We start from the raw sequence: 23,001 nt of genomic DNA, 5'->3' as shown, positions 1-23,001 counted from the left end.
ACCCTATGGTGCGTGAACCAAGCGTGCGCTAGGTTGGTTGCGTGGATCTCGACTTCTCCCCGGCCGAGCGGGACTTCCGAGCCGAGGTTCGTGACTGGCTGCGCGCGCACGTGCCGCGACCGCTCCCGCCCATGGACACCGCGGAGGGCTTCGCGGCGCACCGCGCCTGGGAGGCACTGCTCGCCGGCGCGCGGCTGTCCGTCGTCTCCTGGCCCGAGCACTACGGCGGGCGCGGCGCCTCCCTCGTCGAGTGGCTGATCTTCGAGGAGGAGTACTGGGCCGCCGGCGCCCCCGCCCGGGTGACGCAGAACGGCATCTTCCTGCTGGCGCCGTCACTCATGAGGTTCGGCACGCCGGAACAGCGCGACCGCTGGCTGCCGCGGATGGCCCGGGGCGACGACGTGTGGGCGCAGGCCTGGTCGGAGCCCGAGGCGGGCAGCGACCTGGCCGCGCTGACCTCCAGGGCCGAGCCCGCCCCCGGAGGCTGGCGGCTGTACGGCCACAAGACGTGGAGCTCGCGCGCCGCCCACGCCACCCACGGGTTCGGCCTCTTCCGCACCTCCGGCATGCGCCACCACGGCCTCACGTACGTCATGTTCCCCATGGACGACGTCGCCGTCCGGCCGATCGCTCAGCTCGACGGGCTGCCCGGGTTCGCGGAGCTGCACGTCGACGGGGTGTTCGTGCCGGAGTCGATGGTGGTCGGCGAGCCGGGCGACGGATGGCGGATCGCGATGGCCACCACCTCGTCCGAACGCGGGCTGACCCTGCGCAGCCCGGGACGGTTCCTCGCCACCGCCGACCGGCTCGTCGCGCTCGCCCGCGACGCCGGCCCGGCCCTCGCCGACCGGGCCGCCCGATGCTGGGCCGACGCGGAGGCGTACCGGCTGCACACGTACGCCACCGTGCGGCGGCTCATGACCGGCGAGGAGCTCGGGCCCGAGGCCAGCATGGGCAAGGTGTTCTGGTCCGAGCTGGACCTGCGCATGCACGCCCTCGCCATGGAACTGCTCGGAGACCGGGCGGGGGACACGGGCTGGCTGGACGGGTTCCTCTTCGCGCTGGCGGGCCCGATCTACGCGGGCACGAACGAGATCCAGCGCACCATCATCGCCGAACGCGTCCTCGGGCTGCCCAGGGCGGGGGTGCGGCCGTGAACTTCGGCTTCACCTCCGACCAGCTCGCCCTGGGCGCGACCGTGCGCGACGTGCTGCGGGCGCACTGCCCGCCGGCCGCGCTGCGCACCGAGCGGCGGCCCGCCTGGAAGCAGCTCGCCGGCCTGGGCCTCTTCGGATCGTTGCTGCCCGCCGGGTCCGGCGGCCTGGGGTTGTCGCCGGCCGACATCCTGCCGGCGCTGGAGGAGACCGGGCGGGCGTGCCTGCCAGGGCCGGTCGTCGAGACCGCCGTGGCGGCGGCGTACCTGCCGGCCGGCCTGCCCGGGCTGGCCTCCGGCGCGGTGTGCGTGAGCGTGCTGCCGCCGGGGCAGGCGTACGCGCCGGACGCCGACCTGGCCGACCTGCTGGTGGTGGCGCGGGCGGGCGGCTGGCACCTGGTCCGCAAGGAGTCCGTACGCCTCGCGCCCCGCCCCGGCGTCGATCCGTGCCGGCCGCTGTTCGAGGTGGGCTTCGACGTGTCCGAGGATCTGGGCGGGGCCGTCGAGCCGGCGATGGACGCCGTGGTGCTCGCGGCCACCGTCGCCACGGCGGCGCAGCTCGTCGGGGTCGCCAGGGAACTGCTCGCGGCCACCGTCGCGTACGCGCGGGCCAGGACGCAGTTCGGGGCGGCCATCGGGTCGTTCCAGGCGGTCAAGCACCGGCTCGCGGACGTCGCCGTGGCCGTCGAGTTCGCGGCGCCCCTCGTCCACCGGGCGGCCCTGTCGGTGGGCGGGCCCAGGAGCCGGCCGCTGCCCAGCGCCGGACGAGACGCCAGCGCCGCCAAGGCCGCCGCGGGGGAGGCCGCCGACCTCGCGGCGCGGGCGGCGCTGCAGGTGCACGGGGCGATCGGGTACACCGAGGAGCTGGATCTGCGGTTCTGGCTCGCGCGGGCCTGGTCGCTCTCGTCCGCGTACGGCACCGCGGCCGCTCACCGCGAACGCCTCTGCGCCGCCGTCATCGACGGCGGCCCGGGACGGTATCCGTGAAGTTCGGAGTGCCGCTCGGGCTGTTGCATCCCGCCGCGTGGAAGGACGTGGCGGTGGCCGCGGACGAGCTGGGGTTCGAGTCGGTGTGGCTGCCCGAGCACCTGGTGTTCACCACCGACCTGTCGCTCGCCGGCTACCCGGGCGCCACCGGCCCGGGGATCAAGCCCGGCACGCCGCTGTTCGACGCGCCCGCGTACCTGTGCTGGCTCGCCGCCTTCACCTCCCGTGTCAGGCTCGGCACGGCGGTGCAGCTCCTCGCTCTGCGACATCCCTTCGTGTCGGCCCGCGCGTTCGCCACGCTGGACGTCGTCTCGTCGGGACGGGCCATCTGCGGGGTCGGCGCGGGCTGGTACCGGGGGGAGTGGGAGGCGGCCGGCATCCCGTTCGGCACGCGCGGGGCGCGGCTGGACGAGGCGATCGAGGTGGTCAGGCGGCTCTGGAGCGAGCCGGTGGTGGCCCATTCCGGGAGGTTCTACTCGTTCCCCGAGGTCGCGTTCGAACCCAAGCCGGTGCAGCGGCGGCTGCCCGTGCTCGCGGGTGGGGAGTCGGGCGCCGCGCTGCGCAGGGCGGCCCGGCTCTGCGACGGGTGGATCAGCATGCCGCACACGATCGAGTCGATCAGGCCGCAGCTCGACCGGCTCGGGCCTGGGGTTCCCGTGACGGTGCACGCCTACGCGCCGGTCTCCCCTGACGAGGTGGCCGCGTGGGAGGCGCTCGGCGTGGAACGGCTCATCGTACGGCCGTGGACGCGCGGACGGGACGCCGTCTCCCGGCTGGCCGCCTTCGCCGCCGAGCACGGGCTCGGCTAGGGACGCCCCTCCGAACGCCCCCGGCGTCGCGCCCAAGGGCCCGAGACCGGTCGGGCGTGGTGGGTGGGGGTCGCCGGTCGGGCGCGGTGGCGTCGCGATGCGGTCGGCACGGGCCGGGAGGCCGGTCAGGCGCGGTGGCGTCCCCTTCCTGGCCGGGTGGTGGCTGCGCCGGCGAGCCGGCGGCCGTCGTCGGGGCGGGTCGTCCTGCGGTGCCTGCGGCCCTTCAGCGGGAGGTCCTGGACGAACCCCTCGGCACCGCGCCCCTCGCCGGACCGCCTGGACTGCGCGCGTCCCGCGGGCTGTCCGGGCTCCTGGCGGCCCGCGTGCGGTGCTCCGGCGGGTTGGGGCGCGTTGCCGGGGCGAGGCCCCTGGACGTCGGGCGAGCCGGGCTGGGCGCGGCGGTGGCGGCGGCCGCGCGACGGCAGGTCGGACGCGAACGCGGGCTCTTCGGCCAGCCGCTCGTGCCGCCGCCGCCGTCCGCGGTAAGGGCCGCCGGAGGGGTGGTCGACGGTGACGAGCGGGCCGAAGGCGTCCGCGCCGGTGGTGCGGGTGGGTGCGAAGGCGTCGAAGCTGCTCGACGCGCCGGGGATGACGATGCGTTCGAACGGTCCCGTGTCCACGACCCGATCGAGCGGGCCGGTGTCGAGGACGATCTCCAGCGGCCCCGTCTCGGCGGGAGCCGTGTCGTCGAAGGCGGGCGTGAAGGGCCCGGTGTCCGCCGCGCGGCGGTCCTGGGCACTCGCGCGGAGACGAGAGGGAAGGAGTTCGGCGGCGTACGGCGATCGGAGCACGGTGGTGTCGGAGGCGTCCCGGGCGGAGGCGAGCGCCGTGGTGTGGCGCGGGGAGCGGAGGACGGCGGTGTCCGTGGTACGGAGTTCGGGGGCGTCGGTGGCGAGGTCGAAGGGCCGGGTGGCGAGCCGGCGCAGGGGCGCGGGGGCGGCGTTGCGGCGGCGACGGCGGCCGGCGTTCGAGCGGGCCGGGCGGGCGGGCGTGCCGGACGCGGCGGACGCCGAAGACGCGGCGGCCCGCAGCCGGCGGGTCTTGGCGACGGCGAGCAGCGCCAGCGCGGCCACCAGCGCCGATCCGACCAGCGTCGGCGTCGACACGGCGGGCATCGGGGCGGTGGCCGCGGCGTCGATGTGGGTGGGGACCGGGTCGGCGGTCGCGGCCGTGGTGTCGGCGGTGGACGGCTTGGCGTGCTTGGCCTTCTTGGCGGGCTCCTTGCCGGTGGCGCTCGCGGAGGCGTGGACCGTGGCCTCCTGCTCGGCCTTCTTCGACGGGGCGGGTGCGGCGGCGTCGCGGCCGCCGGAGTGCGGGGCGCGGGCGGGCTCGTCGCGTTTTGCGCGGGGGATCATGCCGGACAGCGCCTCGTCCGCGGGAAGCTCGAGCACGCCGACGTCGTTGCCGGGCCTCGACGGCTCCTCCGCCCGCTCCTCCGCCTTCTTCCTGGCCTCCTTGGCCTGCTGGGCGGCCTCCTCGTCCAGGCGGGCCTTGATCTCCTCCGGGTAGCCGTAGCCGACGACCTTGCCCGTGTCGCGTTCCTTGCGCTTGGCGACGCCGCCGTCGATGTTGCCCTCGATCGTGTAAATCGTGTCGCCCTCGACCCGCGTCACGACGCCGACGTGGTCGATCCTGCTGATCTTGTTGGATCCGCTCCAGTCGTAGAAGACGATCGCGCCGGGCTTGGGCTTCTTCCCCCACGTGCCCTGCTCCTTGAACCACTTGGCGTGGGCGACCGTCCAGGCGAACTGGCCGATCCACTCCTCGTAGCCGAGCTTGTGCGCCGCCCAGGACAACATCATGTCGCACCACGGGGCAGAGGTGTAGTCGGCGTCGAACTCGACGTTCTTGCCGTACCAGGAGCCGAACTTGGTGTACGCGCCGGCCTTCTCCGAGTAGCCGAGCTGGCGCTCGAGCAGCTCGATGAACTTCTTCATCTCTGGCGTCATGGAGGCGTGGGGAAACCTTCCGGGCAAGACCGGTTTTGTCCACGCAGACCTGGGTATACCCCTGTGACTGGTGTGACGAAACCGGCGGCTTGTCATCTCCTGCGATGAGCGAGGTTACCGTCTGGTAACCCCAGGTCAAGCACGCCCCAAGAGAGAGTCGACTCTTCTTGGGAGAGATCCGCAGGTCAGGATGCTGCCAGAAATGTCCGATCCAGGTGGTTTAAACCTAAAAGATCTACCTTGGGGTGAGATCTTAGTATCCCGCCCCGGTCAGCAGCCCTCCGTCCACCGTGAACTCGCTGCCCGTGCAGTAGCTCGCCCGGTCGGAGGCCAGGAACGCCACCACGTGCGACACCTCGACCGGCTTGGCGAACCGCTTGATGACCATGGACTTCACGAACGTGTCGGCGTCCACCTCGTTCGCCATGTCGGGGTTCATGGCCATCGCGGTGTTGATCGCGCCAGGATGCACCGAGTTGACCCGGATCCTGAACCTGGCCAGCTCCCGCGCCGCCGACTTGGTGATCCCGCGCAGCCCGAACTTCGAGGCCGAGTACGCCGACAGCCCTTCGGCGCCGATGAAGCCCTCGATCGAGGAGATGTTCACGATGGCGCCGCGCCCGGCCGCCTTCATGGGGTCGATCACCGACTTGATCCCGAGCCAGGCTCCCTTGAGGTTGACGTCGATCACCCGGTCGAAGTCCTCGGGTGACATCTCATCAATGCGCCGATATTTCAGGATCCCTGCGTTGTTGACCAGGACGTCGAGCTTGCCGTACAGGTCGGTGGACATCGACACCGCGCGCTCCCACTCCCGCGCGCTCGTCACGTCGTGCCGGACATAGACCGCGCCCGTCTCCTCCGCCAGCGCCTTGCCCTCGTCGTCCAGCACGTCGCCGAACACCACCCGCGCGCCCTCCTCCAGGAAGAGCCGCACGTGCGCCGCCCCCATGCCCCGGGCCCCGCCCGTGATCAGCGCGACCCTGCCGTCAAGCAACCTCATGACGTCCTCCTCCGGCGATGGCCGCTGCGGCCGCCTCCATGGAGCGGTAGACGGGGATACCCGCAGCCGCCGCGATCCGTCCCACCTCGTCCTCGACGCCCTCGGGGGCGCAGTCGCCGTTCCTGGTGACAAGGGTGATCCGGGTGCCCGGCAGCGCGTCCTGGGCTCCCGCGACCGCCCTGGCGTAGGCGTGAAGGGGCTCCGCCGCGTCGCCGTACGTGAAGAAGGCCTGCACGTTCACGTGCGCCACGACGTCCCGGTACGGCCGCCGCGACATGATCGTGTCGATCACCTCGGGCACGAGCCCGGCACGACCGAGCGGCCCGACGGGCACCTCGAGCGGATTGCCCGCCGCGGCCACCCCGAGCCCGCGCAGCGCGTCGAGCGCGTCGTCCGGCAGCGGATCGAGCCGCACACCCGCGCCGTCGAACGCGTCGGCGGCCAGCACGCTCGCGCCCCCGCTCGGCCCCACCACCAGCACGCCGTCCCCGGAGGTGACCCGCGAGCCGTGCGCCTGGAAGTACGCCAGAACCCCGATCAGGTCGTCCTGGCCGGACACCAGCGCCACGCCCGCCTGCTCGGCCACCGCCTCCCAGATCCGCCGGTCGCTCACCATGCCGCCCGTATGGGAGGCCGCCGCCCGCCGCCCCTGCCCGCTGCGCCCGCCGACGAGCAGCACCACGGGCAGGTCCGTCGCCCGCAGCGCCTCGTACAGCTCCCGCCCGCCGCGCGGATCCTCCAGGTACAGCCCGACCGCGCGCGTCTCCTCGTCGCCCGAGAGCCAGCGCAGCAGCTCGGCCGGGGTCACGTCGGCCGCGTTGCCGACCGTGGCGACCCGGCTGAACGCCAGCCCCCGCCGTTCCCCTACCTTGATCACCTCGCCCGCCAGGCCGCCGCTCTGCGAGATCAGGGCCACGGACCCCGCGGGCCCGAGCCCGCCGCCGACGAACGTCTGCCGGCCGCGCGGGCAGTAGACGCCCATGCAGTTGGGCCCCAGCAGCCGCGTGCCCGCCGCCCGGGCCGCCGCGACCAGCTCCCGCTCCAGCCCGTGCTGCCCGGCCTCCCCGAACCCGCCGCTCATCACCTGCACGAATGGGATCCCCGCCGCCTGCCGCACCACGTCGGCGCACCGCCCGGCCGGCACGGCGACCAGCGCGTAGTCCACCTCCGCCAGCGCGGGGGAGCGTACGGCCGGCACGCCCGACACCTCGTCCGCCTCGGGGTGCACCGCCACCAGCGGGACGCCCGCCTCGCGGTAGAAGCCGAGGAACATGTTGCCGAAGTTCGGCCGGGTCGTGGACGCGCCGGCGACCGCCACGGCCCTGGGCTCGAAGAGCGGCAGGAAGTCCGCGGGCGGTCCCGCCGCCGACCGTGCGGGGGCCGCGGCGGGCAGGTGGCGGGCGTCGACGGCCACCACGCCCGACGGTCCCGCGATGACCGGGTTCAGCTCGAACTCGCCCAGCTCCAGCCGCTCCCACAGCCCGCCGGGGCCGGCGACCGTCACGAGCAGCTCGACCACCGCGTCCACGTCCACCGGCGGGCCGCCGCGCCACCCGCGCAGGAGCGCGGCCCCGCGCAGCGAGGCCAGCATGCTCCGGGCGTCCTCCTCCGTGATCGGGCAGAGCCGCAGCGCCGTGTCACCCAGCGCCTCCGCCCACACCCCGCCGAGGCCGGCCAGCACCACCGGCCCGAACCCCGGGTCGCGCACCAGGCCCACGATGAGCTCGACCCCGGCCTGCGCCTGCTCCTCCACGAGGAACCCCGCGACGTCCAGCCGGGAGGCCATCGCGGCGGCCGCCGCTGCGAGCTCGCCGTGCCGCAGGCCCAGCGCCACGGCCCCGGCCTCGGACTTGTGCACCAGCCCCGGCCCGAACGCCTTCAGCACCAGCGGCGCGGCCAGCTCGCCGGCCGCGCCGAAGTCGCCGTCGCCCACCACCACCCCGCGCGGCACCGGCACTCCCGCCTCGCGCAGCAGCGCCTTGACCTCGTGCTCGTACGCGCTCACCCGTACAGCTCGCGGATCTTCCTGCGCAGCAGCTTGCCGGGGCCGCCGGAGGCGTCCTGCGCGTGCGGGAGTTCGGCGGCCACCACGATGTGGTCGGGGCGCTGGTGGGCGGGGAGCGTGTCGGCCAGCGACAGCGCGATCTTGGAGGCGTCCAGCGAGTGCCCGGCGCGCGGCACGACGGCCAGCAGGACCCGCTGGTCCGCCGCGCCCTCCGGCACGCCCACCGCGCCCGCCTCGGCCACGCCGTCGAGGGCCGAAACGGCCTCCTCGATCACGGCCGGCTGCGTCCAGACGCCGCCCTTGATGATCGCGTCCTCCCGCCGGCCGAGCACGCGCAGCACGCCGTCGGCCGAGAGCGTCCCGAGGTCGCCCCCGACGTACCACTCGCCGCGCAGCACCTCCGCCGTGCGGTCCGGCAGGCCGTCGTAACCGGCCATCCGGTGCGGCCCGGCCAGGTTGATCTCGCCGACCTCGTCGACCACGCGGTGGCCGCGCTGGTTCGTGATCCGTACCGCGTTGCCCGTGCGGGCGCGCCCGGACGACCCGAGGGGGATCGAGCCGTCGTCCACCCGCCCCATGCACGTGTACGGCGCCTCGGTCTGGCCGTAGTACGAGAACACCGCCGCCTGCGGCAGCCTGGCCCTGATCCGGTCGAGCATGGTCGCGGTCAGCGGCTCCCCGCCCAGCATGATCACCCGGATGGACGACAGGTCCACACCCTCGTGGTCGGGCGACCCCAGCAGCGCCGCGTAGAACGAGGGGATCTGCGACACGTGCGTGACCCGTTCGCGGGGGACGACGCGCAGGAAGTTCGCCGGGCCCCAGTCCTGCTCCAGCACCAGGCGCATCCCGGCGTACAGGGCGGGCCCGGCGATGGCGGGGAAGCCGATGCCCCAGATGATCGCGCCCGTGCCGAACACCGCGTCGGGCCCGCGCGGGACGTCCAGCCAGATCCGCGCCGTGGCCAGCGACGACGCGTGCGTGTGCACGACGGCCTTGGGCAGCCCTGTCGTCCCCGAGGTGTAGTAGAGGGCCACCGGATCGTCGTGGAACCCGCCGAGCGGCGGCTCGGCGTCCGGACCCTCCGCCGGCTCGCGTACGTCGATCCACGTGGTCACCGCCGGCAGGTCGTCCCTGATCTGCTCGACCACTCCCTCGACCGTCGCGTCGTGCACCAGCGCCGTGCACCCCGAGGCGGCCACCACGTCCCGCACCGTCTCCACCGGCCAGTACGGGTTCAGCGCCGCCGTCACCGCCCCGATCTTGGCCTGCGCGAGGTAGACCTCGGCCACCCGCAACGTCTCGTTGAGCAGCACCGCCACCCGCCGCCCGGGCGTGATCCCGGCCGCGATCAGGACGTTCGCGCGGCGGTTGACGCTCCTGTTGAGCTCGTCGTAGGTGAAGCTCCGCTCGCCGCAGTACGTCAGCGCCACCCGGCCGGGCGTGCGCAGCGCTCCCGCGGTCAGGACCGCGTGGCCGTAGTTGCCGTAGGGTGATCGTGCCATGGGGGGTGCCTCCACATCAGAGGGGCGAATAGAGCACGAAGACGTTGCCTGAGGGATCGCGCAGCACGGCCCGCCTCTCGTGCGGCCCGTCCTCCGGCGCCCGCACCACCTCGGCGCCGCGTCCCTCCATCTCCCGCACGACCCGCACCACGTCGTCCACCTTGTACGACGGCGCGGCCGAGGCGGTGACGTGCTCGGCGGGCCCGGCCAGCGCCACGGTGACCCCGCCCCCGTCGAGCGCCGCGAACCTGTCGCCGTCGCGGAACTTCACCGGCAGCCCGTAGAAGGCGATCGCCTCGTCCAGGTCGGCCACGGGAATCAGCACGTTGCCCAGCTTCACGCGGGCCTCCAATGGGGGAGATCGTCTATGAACGTCACGCGTACCGGCATGCCGACGCGTACCTCTTCTGGCGCGCACCCCACCACGTGCCCGAACGCCCTGGGGCCTTCCCGCAGATCCACCCAGGCCGCGACGTAGGGCTCGCGGCCCTGGTAGCCGGGGGCGAAGGAGCGGTGCACGATCGTGAACGTGTGCACCACGCCCTCGCCGGAGGCCGGCTCGGCGCGGAGGTCCCGGCCGCCGCACCGGGGGCAGGCCGGTTCCGGGAGGTGGCTGCGGCGGTCGCAGCCGGTGCAGCGCTGGATGACCAGTTCGCCGTGGGCGGCCCGGTGGGCACAGGTGTCACCGCTCATCGCTAGCCAAGCTAGCGAACGCTTGGTTGCCCCACAAGACCCCGCCGGCCGGGCTCCGTGGCGGAAGTGGCGGAAGTGGCGGAAGTGGCGGCGTCGTGGTCGATGGTGGGAGGCGGCGTGGTGCCGGGTTCCACGGTGGCTGGTGCTGTGCCGGGGTCCGTGGCCGGATGTGGCGGTGCGAGGCGTGAAGACCCGTCGGTGGTGGAGGTCGGCGACGCGATGCGGGCGGGCGGGGACGAGGTGGTGCGGGCCGTAGAGGGCGCGGGGGTGGTGCGGGCCGAGGCGGTCGGTTCCCGGGTGGGCGTCGGGACGGCGGACCCGGACGAGGTCGGCGTCGGGGCGGCGCAGCTCGGGCCGTCCACGAGCACCTCGCTCACCTGCGGCCCGTTGCCCGCCGCCGGCTCCGTCATCACGAGGATTCCTACGTACGCCCGCCGCCCGCACGCCACGCCCCCGGGATCGTGCGTGACGACGCTGGTGTAGGCGGTCTGACCGCGCAAGGTGCGGAACTCCTGGCGGACCGTCCTGGCCGCGCCGGCGTCCCCGTCCCTCCGCGTGTACGAGATCCGCAGCCGCACGGGCCCGGTGCCGTTCGCCGACACCCTGATCGCGCCGGCCGTGCCGCTCCACCGCACGATGCCGACCTCCTGGACGGTGAGGGCCGGGGCGGAGGGCCGCCGGGCGGTGGGGAGGGACTGTGAGGCGCTGCGGGCGGGAGGCGTGGGCGCCGGCTCGGCGGTCGTGCGCCGGGGTGTGGCCGCCGTCCTGGTCGGGCCGGGTGTGCGGGCGTCGGCCTGGGTCGGTTCCGGCTCGCTCTGCGTCTCGGGCGGCGGCATGAGGATGGCCCCCGGTCCGGGGGGCAGCCGGCCGCCCGACATCATGAGCGTGATCGACACGGCGACCACCGTCGCGCCGGCCACCCACAGGTGCGGAGGCAGCCGGGGCACCCTCGGCACGCGGTCGCGGATGCGGGAGGCGGTCGTCGCGGCGTGGCCGGTCCTGGCCAGCGGGAAACGGAGGGCGAGCAGCGTGGCCAGCTCGGCGAGGTGGCGGCGCCCGCGCTTCTCCCAGTCGGGGCCGTACGCGGCGACGGCGTCCTCCTCCAGCTCCGCCGCGAACTGCCGGGCGGAGGCGTACCGGAGCGCGGGGTCCTTGGCGAGCCCCCGCCTGAGCAGGTCGCGCAGCGTGTCGGGGGCGACCTCCACGGGCACCGGCTCCACCAGGTGCTTGTCGCGCAGCGCGGGCACGTCCGGCCCGCCGTCCTCGCCCTCCTTGTACGCCCGGTAGGGAGGCCGCCCTCTGGCCGCCTCGAACAGGACGCACGCGGCCGCGTACACGTCCGCGGGCGGGCCCGTCCTGCCCTGGGTCCACAGCTCGGGCGCCATGTACTCGGGACTTCCGGCGGGCACGCCCGGCTCCTCGGCGTGCACCACGACGCCGAAGTCCGCCAGCTTGGTGGTGCCGTCGGCCTGGACGAGGATGTTGTCCGGCTTGACGTCGCGGTGCGGCACGCCCCGCTCGTGGGCGGCGGCCAGGGCCAGCAGCGTGCTCTTCACCACGGCCAGGGCCGCCTCGGTGCTGATCCTGTGGTGCTCGGCAAGCAGGGTGCGCAGCGTGACGCCGTCCACCAGCTCCATGACGATGGCGGCCCTGCTCTGCGTCTCGACGTACTCGTAGAGCTTGACCACGTTCGGGTCGTCGATCTCGACGAGTTCGTGGGTGTCCGTCCGGTAGCGGTCCATGAACTCGGCGTCCCGGCGCAGCGTGGCGTTCAGGTATTTGATCGCGACGTAGGCGCCGGTCTGCTGGTAGGTGGCGAGGAACACGCGGCCGGTACGGCCGGCGCCGAGCTGGCGTACTTCACGGTAACCAGGGACCAAGTCCTACCCCCATCAGGCAGCCGTCTTCGATTGGACGGTCTCACCCGGGGTTCCGGTTGTCACGAGTCCAGAAATTTCGCCCAGCGTCAATCGGGGATGACGGCTGATGGCAGGTGTTATGCTGATCGACGTTACCAAGCAAGCGCTCGGCTAATAGGAAGGCGGAGGTCGCCGGTGGAGCGGGTAGCCGTGCTGGTGATGGAGATGCAGCGGGGCGTCGTCGGCGATCTCACGAAATTTCCAGAATTGGTGGATGCGTGCGTCCGGCACGACGTCGTGGCCAACGCCGCCCGTGTCCTCCACGCGGCCAGGGCCGCGGCGCTCCCGGTCATCCACTGCACGGCCGCCTTCCGCCCCGACCGGGCCGGCTCCCACACGGGCAACTGCCCGTTCATCATCTCGCTGCTCAACGATCCCGGGCACATGCTGGACGGCACGCCCGCCACCGAGGTCATCCCCGAGCTGCGGGACGGCGGCGACCTGGAGAGCCGGCGCTACCACGGCTTCTCCCCGTTCACCGGCACCTCGCTCGACATGACGCTGCGCTCGATGGGCGTCACCGCCGTCGTCGCGGCCGGGGTCTCGCTCAACCTGGGCATCCCCGGGCTGGCCCTGGAGGCGGTCAACCTGGGCTACCGGGTGACGGTGGTCAAGGACGCGGTGGCGGGCATCCCCGACGACTACGCGCGGGCCGTGCTGAAGCACACGATCGGCCTGCTCGCCACCCGCACCGCCGCGGCGGACCTGGCCCGGGCGTGGACGAGGCGAGCACCCGGATGAAGGGCGCGGCATGATGGACGGGCTGCGCCTGGACGGGCGCGCGGCGGTCGTGACCGGGGGAGCGGGCGCGATCGGCGCGGCCATCGCCGCCGACCTGACCGCGCTGGGCGCCCGCGTGGTGATCGCCGACGTGGACCTGCCGAACGCCGGGAAGGTCGCCTCAGGCCTGCCCGGCGCGCGGGCACTGGGCGTCGACCTGGCCGCGCCCCCGTCCGTCGAGGCGTTCGCCGGCGCCGTGGGGCCGGTGGACATCCTGGTGCACAACGCCGGGGTGTCGGTGGTGCGGCCGTTCACCGAGAGCGACCCGGCGAGCTGGGACCTCATGTGGCAGGTCAACCTGCGCGGGCCGATGCTGCTCACCAAGCTCCTGCTGCCCGGCATGCTGGAGCGAGGCTGGGGACGGCTGGTGTTCGTCTCCTCCGACGGCGCCAGGGCCGGCTCAGGAGGCGAAGGCGCGTACGCGGCCACGAAGGCCGGGCTGTTCGGGCTGGCCAAGACGCTCGCCCGCGAGGCCGCCAGAGCCCGGGTCACCTCCAACGTCGTCTGCCCGGGACCCACCGACACGCCCATGTTGCGAAGGGTGTCGGAGGCCGAGCCGGGGCTCGTCGGCAAGATCGCGCGCGGCATCCCGCTGCGCCGCCTCGGCACGCCCGCCGACGTGGCGGGCCTGGTCGCCTACCTGTGCACGGATCGCGCCGCCTACATCACCGGGCAGATCCTGTCGGTGAGCGGCGGCGTGACCATGCACTGAGCTCCGATGCGGTCACAGGGCCCGGTAGACGGCCTCCACCAGGCGGATGCCGCGCAGGTTGCCGGAGAGCGCGGCGGCCATCCGGTTCATGACGTAGCCGACGGCCAGGCCGCGCTCGGGGTCGCCCAAGCCGATGAACCCTCCCAGGCCCGTGTGGCCGAAGGCGGTCTCCGACGGCACGAAGAACGTCAGCGACGGCCGCATGAAGCCGAGCCCGAACGAGGTGTCCAGGAGCAGCACGCGGTCGGGGCCGCTCACGCGCGGGCGTACGGCCTCGCGCAGCGCGCCGGAGGGCAGGAGCTCGCCCGCGATCAGCGCCCGGTAGAACCCGGCCAGCCCCCGCGCGGTGGCGACGGCCCCGGCCGCCGGCCATCCGGCGCGCAGGATGACCGGATGGTTCGCGCCGCCCTTGAGCAGGTGCATGCCGGGGTTGCCGAGCGCCCGGTTCATCAGGCTCCGCGGGTCCTGGGCCGCCCTGGCCACCTCGGCCAGCACGTCCCGTGCCCGCCCGCCCTCGGGCACGGCCTCGGTGGGTGCGGGAGGCCGGGCGCGTTCGCCTGCCTGGAGCCGGGCCGTACGCGCGATCACGGTGTCCGGCGCCCCCACCCAGAGCTCCAGCCCCAGCGGGCGGGCGATCTCGGCGGCGGCCAGCTCCCCGACGCTCTTGCCCGTCACCCGCCTGATCACCTCGCCCAGCAGGAAACCGTAGGTCAGCGCGTGGTAGCCGTGCGCCTTCCCCGGCTCCCAGAGGGGCGCCTGGGAGGCGAGCCTGGCCGCGATCGCCGCGTGGTCCTCGAACTCCTCCACCGGCACCGGCTCCTCGATCACCGGCAGCCCGCTCTGGTGGGTGAGCACCTGCTCGACGGTGATGGCCGCCTTGCCCTCGGCGGCGAACTCGGGCCACACGTCGGCGACCGGCGCGGTGAGGTCCACCTGGCCCCGCTCCGCCAGCTGCAGCAGCACGGTGGCGGTGACCGCCTTCGTGCAGGAGTAGACGAACGCGGGCGTGTCCTGCTGCCAGGACCGCCCGGTGTGCCGGTCGGCGACCCCGCCCCACAGGTCGACGACCAGCTCGCCGTCCAGGTAGACGGCCAGGGCGCCGCCCAGTTCCTCGCCGTCGGAGAAGTGCCGTTCGAAGACCTCGCGTACGCCGGAGAACCGGGGATCGCAGTGCATCAGACCTCCGCGGAGAAAGGGGAGCTCAGTGGTAGACGAGCCTAACAACTGGGGACGATTCGGCCCAGATGATCAGCGTGGCACTCTCAACCTCCTCACCCCCGCCGTGGTGCTCGACGCGCTGCGCAGCGCCACCACGGGCGAGGTGCTGAGCCTGGCCATGCCGATCAGGGGCGCCACCTCCTCGCCCGCGCCCACGACCGTCCCGCATCTGCCCGGCCGCCCGCTGCCGCAGCACTTCATGTCCGTGGACGGCGGCGACTACGCGGCCGGGGCGCGGCCGATCGGCGAGGGCCTGCGGGTGGCCGACGACGCGCTGCTCGTCACCCACCACGGCACCACCACCCACATGGACGCGCTGTGCCACATGTGGTCGGGCGACGAGCTCTACAACGGCCACCCCGCGGCCAGGGTGCGCTCCTACGGCGCGACCCGGTGCGGCATCGAACGGGTGGGCGGGGTGGTCGCCAGGGGCGTGCTGTTCGACGTGCCGGGTCACCTCGGCCTGGACCATCTGCCGGCCGATCATCGCATCACGGCCGGCCTGCTGGCGGACATCGCCACCCCGCGGCCGGGGGACGTCGCGGTCATCCGTACGGGCTGGCCCCGGGTGTGGGAACGGTCGCGCGAGGACTACTGGTCGGGCCAGCCGGGACTGTCGGCCGCGGCGGGCCGGTGGCTGGCCGCGCACGACGTCGCGGCGGTCGCCGCGGACAACGCCGCGATCGGCGGGCTCGACGCGCGCGGGCGCGCGGAGGAGAGCCTCGCCGACGACCTGCACCTCGTTCTCCTGCACCGGCACGGCATCCACCTGATCGAGATGCTCTGGCTGGAGGAGCTGGGCGCGACCGGGCGTACGGAGTTCGTGTTCGTGGCGGCGCCGCTCAGGATCGAGGGCGGCACCGGCAGCCCTCTCACCCCGCTGGCCATCCTGTGAGCGCCCTGCGTCAGCCCGTGGACCAGGTCACGGGCAGGCTCGTGACGCCGTACACCGTGGCGTCGGGTTTCAGCGGCACCGCGGACGCGGGGACGGCCAGCCGCAGCCCCGGGAATCGCTCGAACAGGGCGCGGTAGCCGATGCGCAGCTCGATCCTGGCCAGCTGCTGCCCGAGACACTGGTGCACGCCGTGGCCGAACGCCAGGTGCCGGCTCGAGGCTCCCCGGTCGAAGCGGAGCGTTTCCGGGTCGTCGTGGACGGACGGGTCGCGGTTGACGACGGGGAGGGACACGGCGACGGTCTCGCCCTTCCTGACCAGCTCGCCCGCGACCTCGACGTCCTCCAGCGCCGTACGGAGGGGCGCGCCCAGGTGCAGGATCGACAACCAGCGCAGCAACTCCTCGACGGCATCGTCCGAGACCTCGTCGAGGGGAGCGCCGTGCTCCAGGAGCGCGAACACGCCGAGGGTCAGCATGTTGGCGGTGGTCTCGTGGCCGGCGACGAGCAGGAGCAGGGCGACGTTGGCCAGCTCCTCGTCCGTCAGTTCGGCGATGAGGCCGCTGATCAGGTCGTCGCCGGGCGCCTGGCGCTTGCGCCGTACCTGCTCGCGCAGGTAGGCGGTCAGGTCGCCGATCGCCGCGGGGTCGCCGCCGGGGATGACGAGCTGGGAGCTGCGTTCCTGGAAGAACTCGTGGTCGGCGTACGGGACTCCGAGCAGCTCGCAGATCACCGTGGACGGGATCGGCAGCGCGTACGCCGTTACGAGGTCGGCGGGCGGCCCGGCCGCGGCCATGGCGTCGAGGAGGCCGGCGGCGATCTGCTCGACGCGCGGCTCCAGCAGGCGCATCCTGCGCACGGTGAACTGGCCGGTGAGCAGCCGTCGGTAGCGGGTGTGCTCGGGCGGGTCCATGCTGCCGAAGAAACCTGGCGGGGCTTCCTGGCCGGGCTCGCCGGGACGTGAGGAGTGCATGACGACGTGCTTGATCTCCTGGCGGGCGCTGAACCTCGGGTCGCCCAGCACGGCGCGGGCCGCGACGGTGGTGGTGGCCAGCCAGCCGAGGTGGCCGTCGGCGAACTCCAGCCGGCTCATCGCCGGGAGCCCGCGGAGCCCGGCGGGAGGGTCGAAGGGCCGGTCCGGGTGACGTTCGATGGGAAGTTTCATAAATATGAGAGTGGACCATCAGTAGATAGTTGGCTCGCATATTCAGTCGCCCGGGTAGCCTCCGCCGCCGTGCGCGGCGTCCAGGGCGTCGTAGTCGGGGCCGGGGCCGCGCTTGGGGATCTCGTCCACGAAGACGACCTCCCGTGGCTTCTTGTACGACGCCAGTGACGCCTTGACGTGCTCGATCAGCTCCCCGGCCGTCGCCGTTCCGCCGGGGTGGAGCGCGACGACGGCCTTGACCGCCTGGTGCCAGACGGGGTCGGGCACCCCGATGACGGCGGCGCCGGCCACCGCGGGATGTGACGCGAGCGCCCGTTCCACCTCGGCGGGGTAGATGTTCTCGGCCCCTGACTTGATCATGCGCAGCTTGGGGCCGATGAAGGTGATGGTGCCGTCGAGTTCGCGGCGGCCGAGGTCGCCGGTGTGGTGCCAGCCGTACGCCGACTTAACTGCATTTAAGTCGGGTCGGGCGAAATATCCGGAAAAGAGGGTCTTGCCCCGCGCGCAGATCTCCCCCACCTCGCCCACCGGCACCTCGACGCCGTCCGGCGCCAGCAACCGTACCTGGACCAGCGGATTCGGCCGCCCCGCGAACCCCGCGCCGCCCTCGGCCAGCCCCAGGAACGTGAGCATCCCGCCCACCTCCGTCTGCCCGTACCCGCCCATCTTCGACCGGCACCAGGGCGAGCCGTCCACGGTGATCATGTCGTCCCACTCGGCCGAGTGGGCGACGAAGCGCAGGGACGACAGGTCGTACGCGCCGTCCGCGTTCGCCTTCGTGACGGCGTCGATCATCGGCCCGAACAGGAACGCCTGCGTCACCCGCTCGGCGTCGACCAGCCGGCACACCTCCTCGGCGTCGAACGCGGGGGTGAAGACGTTCGTGCCGCCGATCTGGAACGTGGCCAGGCAGAACATCATCGTGCCCACGTGGTAGAGCGGGCCGCTGCTGAGGAAGGTGAAGCCCGGCTCCATCTGCCGGACAACGAGCAACGACGTCGCGTGGGCGATGAGAGCGGCGCTGCCGAGCAGGGCGGCGCACGGCCGGCCGCCGAACGCGGCGGTGTAGAGGGCCAGCACCGGCTCGGTGTCGGCCACCTGGGGGAACTCCCGGGGGCTCGCGTCCGCGATCAGCCCCTCGTACTCGTCGCCTGCCCGCACCCACGTCCCCGGGCCCGAGCCGCACAGCGCGGCCGTCGTGTCCGACGGCTCCCAGACGACGGCCGACGGCGCCAGGTCGGTCAGCACGAACCGGAGCTCGTCCTCCGACTGCCGCCAGTTGGCCGGGCAGCACACCGCGCCCAGGCGCGAGCAGGCCAGCAGCAGCTCCAGTACCGCGTGGGAGTTCTGGCCCAGCCACAACACCCGGTCACCGCTCCCCACCCCCAGCCCGGCCAGGGCGCCGGCCAGGCGGGTCACGCGGGCGTCGAGCTCCGGGTACGTCAGCCGCGTCGGGCCGTCCACCACCGCGGTGATTCCCGGGCGGCTGCGGGCGTGGTCGGCGAGGACGTCCGACAGGGACAGGCTGTGGATCATGAGGACCTCCGGAACGCGGGCATCACTTCGGCGGCGAAGAAGCGCATGACCCGCTTCATCTCCTCCAGGGGCATCGGCCGGGTGCTGCCGAAGTCGCACAGCAGGTTCGTGAAGCCGGCGTCCCCGAGCAGCGTGATCTGCTCGATCACCCGTGCCGGATCCCCGATGACCTCCAGCTGCTCCCACCGGAATCCGGCCGACACGGAGCCGCCCTTGAGGTAGCGGTCCTGGTAGTACTCGAAGCCCTGCGCGGCGCGGCCGGTCTTCGGGTCGATGGGGGCGCTGCGCTCGTTGAAGATGCGCGACCGGTCGAACGACGCCTCGAAGCGTTCCTGGTCCGCGCGGGCCTGCTCCAGGGTCGGGGCCACGTACACGCTGCGCGCCACCACCAGCTCGGCTCCGTCCGGGTGGCCGGCCCGCGCGGCCGTCTCCCGCCAGGTGCCCGCCGCCGCGCAGACCTTGCGGAACGTCGCCGCCGGGTCGGCCAGGATGGGCAGCCCGCGCTCGGCGTACATGGTGACGGTCTCGGGCGAGACGGCCGCGACGTGCAGCGGCGGGTGGGGCGTCTGCAGCGGCCTGGGCACGAGCGAGACCTCGGCGCCGGTCCGGTAGAACTTCCCCTCGTGCTGGTACGCCTCCCGCGTCCAGAGGCCGACGATCACCTCGAGCGCCTCGTTGAAGCGGTCGCGGGCCTCGGCCAGGTCGATCCCGAACCCCTCGAACTCGGCGCTCTGGTATCCGCGCCCGATGCCCAGGTCCAGCCGCCCTCCGGAGAGCACGTCCACCTGCGCGGCCTCCTCGGCCACGTGGATCGGGTCGTGCAGGGGCAGCACCACGATGCCGGTGCCCAGCCTGAGGCGGGTGGTGCGGGCGGCGGCGTGGGCGAGCATGGTGAACAGGTTCGGGACGACCCCGTAGTCGCGGAAGTGGTGCTCGGCCAGCCGCACCCCGTCGAACCCCAGCTCCTCGGCCAGCTCGATGAGCTCCAGGTGGTGGTCGTAGACGTCCTTGAAGCTCTGGCCGTCGAAGCGGTGGAAGAGGTGGAAGGTCGAGAACTTCATTGCGGCGGCCCCTCAGTGATAAACCAAGCGCTCGCTTGGGAGCGTATACGCGACAGGCCGCCACCGTCCAGGCCGGGACCTGCCGGCGAATCCCGGCGCCGGGACACAAAGCCTTCCGGCCCGCGTCCCGGAGCCGGGTCTCCGGTCAGTGGGCGCTGAGCGCTTCTTCCCGCGACGGGGTGGACGCGGGCGCGGGTCGCAGAACGGGGGCCAGCAGGATGAGCAGCGCCACCACGCCAGTGATCATGACGAACGCGGCCGGATAGGACAGCCAGTCCGCGACCCACCCGATCACGGCGGGCGCCGACAGCCCCGACACGTACGTGATCGTGGCCACGCCCGCGACGCCCGCTCCGGGGGTCGTCCCCGCGTTGCCCGCCGCCGCGAACACCAGCGGTACCACCACAGCCACACCCAGCCCGAGCAGGGCGAACCCGGTGATGCCCAGGGCGGGTGAGCGCGCCGCGACCACCATGACGCAGCCGGCGGTCGCCACGACGCCGCCCGCCCTGACGGCGGTCGCGGGCCCGAGCAGGCGGATGACCCGGTCGCCGGCCAGCCTGGCGCCCGCCATGGAGACCATGAGCACGGTGTATCCGGCGGCGGCCGCCCCCGGGCCGGCGGAGGCGATCTCGGAGAGGTAGACGGCGGCCCAGCCGGCGCCGGCGCCTTCCGCGAACGTGGCGCAGAACCCGACGGCGCCGATGGCCAGTATGCCGCGGGAGGGGAGGACGAGGCGGCGGGGCGCGGCCGCGTGCGCGGACGCCTCGCCGGGCGGCAGGCTCCGCCCGGCCGCCGCGCCCAGGGCGATCAGGACGAGGGAGACCGCCGGCAGGTGGATTCTGGCGTCGATGCCGGCCTGCGCGGCCAGGGCTCCGACGCCGCCCGCGGTGAGACTGCCTACGCTCCACATTCCGTGCAGGCCGGACATGATCGAGCGGCCGAGCTGGCGTTCGAGCACGACGGCGTGGGCGTTCATCACCACGTCGCACATGCCGGCGGCGCCGCCGTACAGCAGGAACGCCGCGAACAACCACCCGGGCGCGGGCGAGAGCACGGGCAGGATCACGCTCGCGCACCACGCGGCGAGCAGCGCGCGGGTGGCGGCGCGCCCGCCGAAGCGGTGGGCCAGGCGGGCGGCGAGCGGCAGGCCGGCGATGGCGCCGATCGACGGGAACAGCAGCGCGAGGCCGAGGAGGCCGGGGCCGAGGTCCAGGTGGTCCTGGAGCCACGGGATGCGGGTGGCCAGACTGCCGCCGACGGCACCGTGAATGGCGAAGACGGCGGCGATGGCCCGTTGGGGTCTCATGCCGAGGAAACTATCAGGCAGGGTTCCTGATGAAAAGAAGTTTTAGGCAGCCTTCCTGATTAATATGGAGGGGTGAAGACCGCGACCCCGTCCATGGCCCGCACGATCAACGACCGGCTGGCGCTCGACCTGCTGCTCGAACGCGGCCCGCTGACCGCGCCCCAGCTACGCGCGCTGACCGGCCTGTCCAGGCCGACCGTGTCCGACCTGATCGAGCGGCTGACCGGCAACGGCCTCATCGAGGTCACCGGCGAATCCGGCGCCGAACGACGCGGGCCGAACGCCCGGCTCTACGGCCTCGTCGCCGGCCGCGCCCACGTGGCGGGCGTCGACCTGCGGCGTTCGGCCGTGCACGTCACGGTCGCCGACCTCGCGGGCCGGCCGGTCGGCGCGGCTTCGAGAGCGCTCACCGCTGAGCTCACCGGCGAGCTTGTCGACGTCGTCGCCGCAGCGGTCGGGGAGGCGGCGGCCGGCCGCACGCTTGACACGGTCGTGGTGGGCGCGCCGGGGCTGGTCGACCCGCGCACCGCGGAACTGGTGTCCGGCAATGAAGTGCCGGGGTGGCGGCCGGGGCTGATCTCCTCGCTGTCCCGGCGCCTGGGCGCACCGGTGCTCCTGGAGAACGAGGTCAACCTCGCCGCCGTCGCCGAGCTCCGCATGGGGGCGGCGCAGGGCAGCGAGGACTTCGTCCTGCTCTGGCTGGGCGACGCCACGGGCGCGGCGGTCGTGCTCGGCGGCAGGCTGCGGCGGGGGGCGTCGGGCGGCGCGGGAGAGATCGGCTTCCTGGACGTGGGGGGCACCGACTTCTGCCACCTCGTGTCGGCCGAGGCCGTCCAGGGGCTCGACCGCGCCGAGCTGGCCACGCGCATCGCAAGGGGCGCCTTCGCCTTCGTCACCATCCTCGACCCCGGGCTGATCGTGCTCGGCGGCGAGCTGGGACAGCACGGAGGTGATGCGCTGGCCGAGCAGGTGGCCGAGCACCTGCGGTCCAGCTCACCGGCGCCCACCGAGATCCGCGCCACCACGGTCGAGGGCGGCGCCGTGCTGCACGGAGCCGTGCTCACAGCGCTCGACCGCGCCCGTGACAACGTTTTCAGCGCGGTCACGCCAGGGCGCTGACCAGGCCGATCGCCAGTGCCGTGCGGTCGGGGACGTGCTCCACCAGCACGTGCTCGTGCCGCGCGTGCGCCCCGTCGCCGATCGCCCCCATGCCGTCCAGCACCGGGCGCCCGAGCGCGGAGACGAAGTTGCCGTCGCTGGCGCCGCCGACCGCCGCCTCGTCCAGCAGCCATCCGAAGCCGGCCGCCACCTCCTGCGCCTCCTTGAACAGCTGCTGGGAAGCCGGGTTGGGCGTCATGGGCGGCCGGTTCCACTCGCCGGTCGCCGAGATCGACACCCTCGGGTCCGATGCCCTCAGCCGGGCGAACACCTCGTCGATCCGGTCCATCTCCGCGGGGTCGCTCACGCGTACGTCCACGCCGCAGGTCGCCCGCCCGGCAGCGACGTTGCGGCCGGTGCCGCCGCCGATCAGGCCGACGTTGACCGTGGTGCCGCGCTCGGGTGAACCCGCCGCGGCCAGCGTGGTGACGACCTCGGCCAGCGCGTGGATCGCGCTCGCCCCCGCGTACGGGTCGAGCCCCGCGTGCGCCTCGACCCCGGTGGCGCTCACGTTGAACAGCCCCACGCCCTTGCGCGCGGTCTTGAGCGCGCCGTCCATGGACGCCTCGAAGACCAGGGTGGCCAGCGCGTCGATGCCGGCCGCCTCGATGTGCTCGCGCGAGGCCGGGCTGCCGATCTCCTCGTCCCCGTTGAACAGGTAGCGCACGCTCGGGTGCGGCAGGCCCAGCTCCCGCAGCCCGCGCAGCGTCCAGATCGACTGCACGAGCCCCGTCTTCATGTCGAACACGCCAGGCCCCGTGGCCTTGCCGTCCACCACCGCGAACGGCCAGGACCGCAGCGTCCCCGTCGGCCAGACGGTGTCGTAGTGGCAGAGCATGAGCACCGTGCCCGGGGCGGTGCCCTGGTAGGTGAGCTCCAGGACGTCGCCGTGCTGCCCGCCCTCGTGCAGGATCTCGTCGTCGGGTGTCCCGAGCAGCCCGACGGCTCTGGCCCTGATCTCGCGCAGACCCTTGACCAGCATGGCCTTGTCGTAGCTGTGGGTCTCCAGCTCGACCACGGCCTTCAGGTCGTCGAGCATGGCCGGTAGGGCCTGCCGGGTCCAGTCGATGATCAAGATAAAAGTCCTTCCGAAGGCTGCGCATTACGGTCAACCATTACACGGGGTCACGACTCATCATGACAAGTC

Annotated in this window: 20 protein-coding genes; 7 read left to right on the top strand and 13 right to left on the bottom strand. The window is 73.4% G+C overall.

Annotated features, from left to right (window positions below):
- Positions 1-41: 41 nt before the first annotated feature.
- Genes ABGA98_RS22910 through ABGA98_RS22900 form a run of 3 tightly spaced genes read left to right on the top strand, consistent with a single transcriptional unit; the run spans position 42 to position 2,949 of the window.
- Positions 42-1,157, top strand: coding sequence for an acyl-CoA dehydrogenase family protein (locus ABGA98_RS22910; RefSeq protein WP_347620405.1), 1,116 nt, complete (start codon positions 42-44; stop codon positions 1,155-1,157).
- Positions 1,154-2,140 (top strand): acyl-CoA dehydrogenase family protein, encoded by a 987-nt coding sequence (locus ABGA98_RS22905; protein ID WP_347620404.1) that lies wholly within the window; start codon positions 1,154-1,156, stop codon positions 2,138-2,140. Before ABGA98_RS22910 ends, ABGA98_RS22905 begins: the two co-directional genes overlap by 4 nt.
- Positions 2,137-2,949 carry a TIGR03619 family F420-dependent LLM class oxidoreductase gene (locus tag ABGA98_RS22900; protein WP_347620403.1) on the top strand — a complete coding sequence of 271 codons (813 nt, stop codon included), beginning with the start codon at positions 2,137-2,139 and terminating at the stop codon, positions 2,947-2,949. Before ABGA98_RS22905 ends, ABGA98_RS22900 begins: the two co-directional genes overlap by 4 nt.
- Positions 2,950-3,074: 125 nt before the next feature.
- On the opposite strand, the gene ABGA98_RS22895 is transcribed toward ABGA98_RS22900, so the two are convergent.
- The 7 genes from ABGA98_RS22895 to ABGA98_RS22865 all read right to left on the bottom strand — a co-directional run bounded on the left by ABGA98_RS22895 (position 3,075) and on the right by ABGA98_RS22865 (position 11,984).
- The gene (locus tag ABGA98_RS22895; RefSeq protein WP_347620402.1) at positions 3,075-4,898 is read right to left on the bottom strand and encodes a CHAP domain-containing protein; all 1,824 of its coding nucleotides are present in this window, start codon (positions 4,896-4,898) and stop codon (positions 3,075-3,077) included.
- 253 nt (positions 4,899-5,151) lie between these two features.
- Entirely contained in the window at positions 5,152-5,901 is a 750-nt protein-coding gene (locus ABGA98_RS22890; protein WP_347620401.1) for a glucose 1-dehydrogenase, read from the bottom strand.
- Positions 5,888-7,906, bottom strand: a complete 2,019-nt coding sequence (locus ABGA98_RS22885) for an acetate--CoA ligase family protein (RefSeq protein WP_347620400.1) — start codon at positions 7,904-7,906, stop codon at positions 5,888-5,890. Before ABGA98_RS22885 ends, ABGA98_RS22890 begins: the two co-directional genes overlap by 14 nt.
- The gene (locus tag ABGA98_RS22880; protein ID WP_347620399.1) at positions 7,903-9,411 is read right to left on the bottom strand and encodes a class I adenylate-forming enzyme family protein; all 1,509 of its coding nucleotides are present in this window, start codon (positions 9,409-9,411) and stop codon (positions 7,903-7,905) included. The genes ABGA98_RS22885 and ABGA98_RS22880 overlap by 4 nt, the downstream gene beginning before the upstream one ends.
- A 16-nt stretch (positions 9,412-9,427) precedes the next feature.
- Positions 9,428-9,751, bottom strand: a complete 324-nt coding sequence (locus ABGA98_RS22875; protein ID WP_347620398.1) for a VOC family protein — start codon at positions 9,749-9,751, stop codon at positions 9,428-9,430.
- On the bottom strand, positions 9,748-10,104 hold the full coding sequence (locus ABGA98_RS22870; RefSeq protein ID WP_347620397.1) for an OB-fold domain-containing protein: 357 nt from the start codon (positions 10,102-10,104) through the stop codon (positions 9,748-9,750). Before ABGA98_RS22870 ends, ABGA98_RS22875 begins: the two co-directional genes overlap by 4 nt.
- Positions 10,105-10,115: 11 nt before the next feature.
- Complete coding sequence (locus ABGA98_RS22865; RefSeq protein WP_347620396.1) at positions 10,116-11,984, bottom strand: protein kinase; 1,869 nt, start codon at positions 11,982-11,984, stop codon at positions 10,116-10,118.
- Between the two features lie 174 nt (positions 11,985-12,158).
- On the opposite strand from ABGA98_RS22865, the gene ABGA98_RS22860 reads away from it, so the two are divergent.
- Positions 12,159-12,764, top strand: coding sequence for an isochorismatase family cysteine hydrolase (locus ABGA98_RS22860; protein WP_347620395.1), 606 nt, complete (start codon positions 12,159-12,161; stop codon positions 12,762-12,764).
- Between the two features lie 13 nt (positions 12,765-12,777).
- On the top strand, positions 12,778-13,515 hold the full coding sequence (locus ABGA98_RS22855; RefSeq protein WP_347620471.1) for an SDR family NAD(P)-dependent oxidoreductase: 738 nt from the start codon (positions 12,778-12,780) through the stop codon (positions 13,513-13,515).
- A gap of 12 nt (positions 13,516-13,527) precedes the next feature.
- On the opposite strand, the gene ABGA98_RS22850 is transcribed toward ABGA98_RS22855, so the two are convergent.
- Positions 13,528-14,691, bottom strand: coding sequence for a serine hydrolase domain-containing protein (locus ABGA98_RS22850; RefSeq protein WP_347620394.1), 1,164 nt, complete (start codon positions 14,689-14,691; stop codon positions 13,528-13,530).
- Between the two features lie 28 nt (positions 14,692-14,719).
- On the opposite strand from ABGA98_RS22850, the gene ABGA98_RS22845 reads away from it, so the two are divergent.
- Positions 14,720-15,628: a cyclase family protein gene (locus ABGA98_RS22845; RefSeq protein ID WP_347620393.1), complete on the top strand. Its 909-nt coding sequence runs from the start codon at positions 14,720-14,722 to the stop codon at positions 15,626-15,628.
- Positions 15,629-15,638: 10 nt separating this feature from the next.
- Here the strand turns inward: ABGA98_RS22845 and ABGA98_RS22840 are convergent, their stop codons facing one another.
- The 4 genes from ABGA98_RS22840 to ABGA98_RS22825 form a co-directional block, all read right to left on the bottom strand.
- On the bottom strand, positions 15,639-16,790 hold the full coding sequence (locus ABGA98_RS22840) for a cytochrome P450 (protein ID WP_347620392.1): 1,152 nt from the start codon (positions 16,788-16,790) through the stop codon (positions 15,639-15,641).
- A gap of 42 nt (positions 16,791-16,832) precedes the next feature.
- On the bottom strand, positions 16,833-18,326 hold the full coding sequence (locus tag ABGA98_RS22835; RefSeq protein ID WP_347620391.1) for an AMP-binding protein: 1,494 nt from the start codon (positions 18,324-18,326) through the stop codon (positions 16,833-16,835).
- Positions 18,323-19,387: an LLM class flavin-dependent oxidoreductase gene (locus tag ABGA98_RS22830; protein WP_347620390.1), complete on the bottom strand. Its 1,065-nt coding sequence runs from the start codon at positions 19,385-19,387 to the stop codon at positions 18,323-18,325. Before ABGA98_RS22830 ends, ABGA98_RS22835 begins: the two co-directional genes overlap by 4 nt.
- 145 nt (positions 19,388-19,532) lie before the next feature.
- Entirely contained in the window at positions 19,533-20,696 is a 1,164-nt protein-coding gene (locus ABGA98_RS22825) for an MFS transporter (RefSeq protein WP_347620389.1), read from the bottom strand.
- Positions 20,697-20,768: 72 nt separating this feature from the next.
- On the opposite strand from ABGA98_RS22825, the gene ABGA98_RS22820 reads away from it, so the two are divergent.
- Positions 20,769-21,815 (top strand): ROK family transcriptional regulator, encoded by a 1,047-nt coding sequence (locus tag ABGA98_RS22820; RefSeq protein WP_347620388.1) that lies wholly within the window; start codon positions 20,769-20,771, stop codon positions 21,813-21,815.
- Here the strand turns inward: ABGA98_RS22820 and ABGA98_RS22815 are convergent.
- On the bottom strand, positions 21,799-22,929 hold the full coding sequence (locus tag ABGA98_RS22815; protein WP_347620387.1) for a M20 family metallopeptidase: 1,131 nt from the start codon (positions 22,927-22,929) through the stop codon (positions 21,799-21,801). The genes ABGA98_RS22820 and ABGA98_RS22815 overlap by 17 nt on opposite strands.
- Positions 22,930-23,001: the final 72 nt, after the last annotated feature.

Source organism: Nonomuraea sp. B1E8 (assembly GCF_039871515.1).
GTDB lineage: Bacteria > Actinomycetota > Actinomycetes > Streptosporangiales > Streptosporangiaceae > Nonomuraea.
Note: the sequence above shows the minus strand (reverse complement) of the source record. Positions and strands in the feature narration are given on the sequence as shown.